The organism is Micromonospora sp. CV4 (assembly GCF_003667455.1).
Classification (GTDB): Bacteria; Actinomycetota; Actinomycetes; order Mycobacteriales; family Micromonosporaceae; genus Micromonospora.
Genome location: NZ_RCVI01000088.1, coordinates 1 through 3,838 on the forward strand (window position 1 = coordinate 1; position 3,838 = coordinate 3,838).

General features: G+C 74.9%; 3 protein-coding genes. 2 read left to right on the forward strand and 1 reads right to left on the reverse strand.

What is annotated here, in order from left to right:
- Positions 1 to 1,088 (forward strand): DAK2 domain-containing protein (locus EAD98_RS00635; protein WP_121652157.1); only part of this gene is annotated, 1,088 nt, incomplete at its 5' end.
- The gene (recG, locus tag EAD98_RS00640; protein WP_121652158.1) at positions 1,085 to 3,283 is read left to right on the forward strand and encodes an ATP-dependent DNA helicase RecG; all 2,199 of its coding nucleotides are present in this window, start codon (positions 1,085 to 1,087) and stop codon (positions 3,281 to 3,283) included. The genes EAD98_RS00635 and recG, both read left to right, overlap by 4 nt.
- Before the next feature lie 92 nt (positions 3,284 to 3,375).
- Here the strand turns inward: recG and EAD98_RS00645 are convergent.
- The coding region (locus EAD98_RS00645; protein ID WP_121652159.1) for an LAETG motif-containing sortase-dependent surface protein at positions 3,376 to 3,838 on the reverse strand (463 nt) is incomplete at its 5' end.

Consider the following 3,838-nt stretch of genomic DNA (forward strand, 5'->3'; position numbering starts at 1 on the left):
CCCCGGAGCAGCTGCCGGCCCTGGCCCGCGCCGGTGTGGTCGACGCGGGCGGCCGGGGCCTCTGCGTGCTGCTCGACGCCCTGGTCGAGGTGCTCACCGGGGAGGTCGCCGTGCGCGCCGCGCCGGCGCCGCGCGCCGCCCGGCCGGCCGCCACGGTCGCCCGGGAGACCGGCTCCGAGGAGTACGCCTACGAGGTGCAGTTCCTGCTCGACGCCCCGGCCGAGGCGGTGGCCGGGATGCGCCGGGTGCTGGACGCGCTGGGGGATTCGCTGGTCGTGGTCGGCGACGGGCGCGAGTCGGAGGGCACCTGGAACGTGCACGTCCACGTCAACGACGTGGGCGCGGCGATCGAGGCGGGGGTCGCCGCCGGCCGCCCGTACCGGATCTCGGTGACCCGTTTCGCGGACCAACCGGAGCCGTCCCCCGGCCCGGCGGCGGACGGCCGGGCCGCCGTGGTGGTGGCCACCGGCGTCGGGATCGCCGGGCTCTTCGCCGCCGAGGGCGCCACCGTGGTGCCGGGCAATCCGTCCATCGGGGAGCTGCTGGACGCGGTGCGCAGCACCGGCGCGGCGCGGGTGGTGGTGCTGCCCAACGACCCGGACACCGAGGCGGTGGCGAGCGCGGCGGCCCGCGAGGCACACCGCTACGGCATCAAGGTGAGTGTGGTGCCGACCCGCTCGCCGGTGCAGGCGCTGGCCGCCCTCGCGGTCCGCGACGGCGCCCGCCGCTTCGAGGACGACGTGATCGCGATGGCCGAGGCGGCGGGCGCCTGCCGCTACGCCGAGGTCTGCCATGCCAGCCGGGAGGCGCTGACCGTCGCCGGCCCGTGCCGCCCCGGTGACGTGCTGGCGCTGGTCGAGGGGGAGGTGCACCTGATCGGCGCCGACCTGACCGACACCTGCGCGGCGGTGGTCGACCGGATGCTCGGTGGCGGTGGGGAGCTGGTCACGCTGCTGGCCGGCGTGGACGCGCCGGCCGGGCTCACCGATGCCGTCCGCGCGCACGTCGCGCGACGCTGGCCGTTCGTCGAGGTGCAGGCGTACCCGGGCGGTCAGCCGTTTTATCCGCTCCTGGTGGGGGTCGAATGAGCGAACCGGCCACGGTGGACACTCCGCTGAAGAAGCTGGTCGGGGACAAGACGGCCAAGGCGTTGGGCGCCCACCTCGACCTGCACACCGCGGGTGATCTCGTCTACCACTTCCCGCGCCGCTACGACGAGCGTGGCGAGCACACCGACATCCGCTCGCTGGACGTCGGCGAGCAGGTCACCGTGCTGGCCCAGGTGCAGCGCACCGCGGTGCGCCCGATGCGCCAACGCCGGGGCAACCTGCTGGAGGTGACCGTCGGTGACGGCTCCGGCGGGTTGCTGACGCTGACCTTCTTCGGCAACCAGGCGTGGCGCGAGCGGGAGCTGCGTCCGGGCCGGTGGGGGTTGTTCGCCGGCAAGGTCACCGAGTTCCGGGGCAAGCGTCAGCTCAACGGCCCGGAGTACGTCCTGCTCGGTGAGGGCGGCGACGGCGAGGCGGCGGTCAGCGACGAGATCGAGGAGTTCGCCGGCGCGCTGATCCCCGTCTACCCGGCCGCGGCGGCGGTGCCGACCTGGGTGATCGCCCGCTGCGTGCGGGTGGTGCTGGACACCTTCACCCCGCCGGAGGATCCGGTGCCGGCCACGGTGCGGGCCAGCCGCAACCTGGTCGGGCTGGGCGCCGCGCTGCGGGAGATCCACCGGCCGAGCAGCAAGGAGGACCTCTACCGGGCGCGGCACCGGCTCAAGTGGGACGAGGCGTTCGCCGTCCAGCTGACCCTGGTGCAGCGCAAGCACCGGGCCGCGGACTGGCCGGCCCGACCCCGTCCGGCGCGCCCCGGTGGGTTGCTGGACGCCTTCGACGCCCGGCTGCCGTACGAGCTGACCGCCGGCCAGCGCGACGTCGGCGTGGAGATCGCCGCCGACCTGGCCGCCCCGCACCCGATGCACCGGTTGTTGCAGGGCGAGGTGGGCTCGGGCAAGACGGTGGTGGCGTTGCGGGCGATGCTCCAGGTGGTGGACGCGGGCGGCCAGGCGGCGCTGCTGGCGCCCACCGAGGTGCTGGCCGCACAGCACCACCGCGGCATGCTCGACCTCCTCGGGCCGCTCGGGCGGGCCGGCGAGCTGGATTCCGCCGAGCACGCCACCCGGGTGAAGCTGGTTACCGGCTCGCTGGGCGCGGCCGCTCGTCGACGCGCGCTCGGCGAGGTGGCCAGCGGCGCCGCCGGCCTCGTGCTCGGCACCCACGCGCTGCTCTACGAGGGCGTGGACTTCGCCGACCTCGGTCTGGTGGTGGTCGACGAGCAGCACCGCTTCGGGGTGGAGCAGCGCGACGCGCTGCGGGCCAAGGCCGAGCAGCCGCCGCACGTGCTGGTGATGACCGCCACCCCGATCCCGCGCACGGTGGCGATGACGGTCTACGGCGACCTGGAGGTCTCCACCCTCTCCCAGTTGCCCCGGGGGCGTTCGCCGATCGCCTCGCACGTGGTGCCGGCCGCCGAGAAACCGGCCTTTCTGGACCGTGCCTGGCGCCGGCTGCGTGAGGAGGTGGCCGCCGGCCACCAGGCGTACGTGGTCTGCCCGCGGATCGGTGACGGTCCGGGCTCGGAGGAGGAGCCGCCGCCGGTGGACGACAACGGCCGCCGGCCGCCGCTGGCCGTGACCGAGGTGGCCCCGCTGCTGGCCGAGGGGCCGTTGCACGGGCTGCGGATCGGCGTGTTGCACGGCCGGCTGCCGGCCGACGAGAAGGACGCGGTGATGCGCTCCTTCGCCGCCGGTGACCTGGACGTGCTGGTGGCCACCACCGTGGTCGAGGTCGGCGTGGACGTGCCCAACGCGACCGTGATGATCGTGTTGGACGCCGATCGCTTCGGTGTCTCCCAGCTGCACCAGCTGCGTGGCCGGGTCGGCCGGGGCGCCGCGGCAGGGCTCTGCCTGCTGGTCAGCGAGGCGGTCGAGGGATCGCCGGCCCGGGAACGGCTGGACGCCGTGGCCTCCACCGGCGACGGCTTCAAACTCGCCGAGCTGGATCTGGAGCAGCGCCGCGAGGGCGACGTGCTGGGCGCCACCCAGTCCGGGCGCCGCTCACATCTGCGGCTGCTCTCCCTGCTGCGCGACGCCGACCTGATCCGCGACGCGCGCGCCGAGGCGATCGCCCTGGTCGAAAAGGACCCGGAGCTGACCCGGCATCCGGCGCTGGCCGCGTCGGTCACCGCCCTGGTCGACGAGGACCGCGCGGAGTACCTGGAGAAGGGCTGACCGACCACCACGAGGCGCGTGGCACCGGGTGAAACGCCCGAGGGCGCGCCGACCGGGTGGTCGGCGCGCCCTCGGGTTCAGCGCGGTTCGGTTCAGACGGTGAACCGGAGCCGGCGACGGCGAGCCATCACGAAGAGGCCCGCACCGGCGGCCAGCAGGACGACGGCGCCGCCCGCGATCAGGGTGGTGTTCGTGCCGGTGAGCGGCAGGCCGCCACCCTCGCCCTCATCGCACTCGGCCGGCTGCTCCCAGGCGATCGGCTCGGTGTCCTCGAGGCCTTCGGCGGCCGGCGTGACGGTCAGACCCTCGGTCGCGTCGAAGGAGACGGAACCGGTCTTGCCGGGCTCGACGGTCAGCGTCTTCGCCTCGCCCTCGTTCGGGGTCAGCGTCATGACGACGGTCTCACCGTCGGCCGGGTTCTCGATCGTGAAGGTGAGGCTGTCGCAGGTCGACTCGACGGTGCCCACCGGCTCGGCCGGCGCCGGGGTGGCGGTCGGCGTCGGGCTCGGGCTCTCGGCCGGCGGCTGGCTCGGCGACGGAGACGCGGTGGTGGAT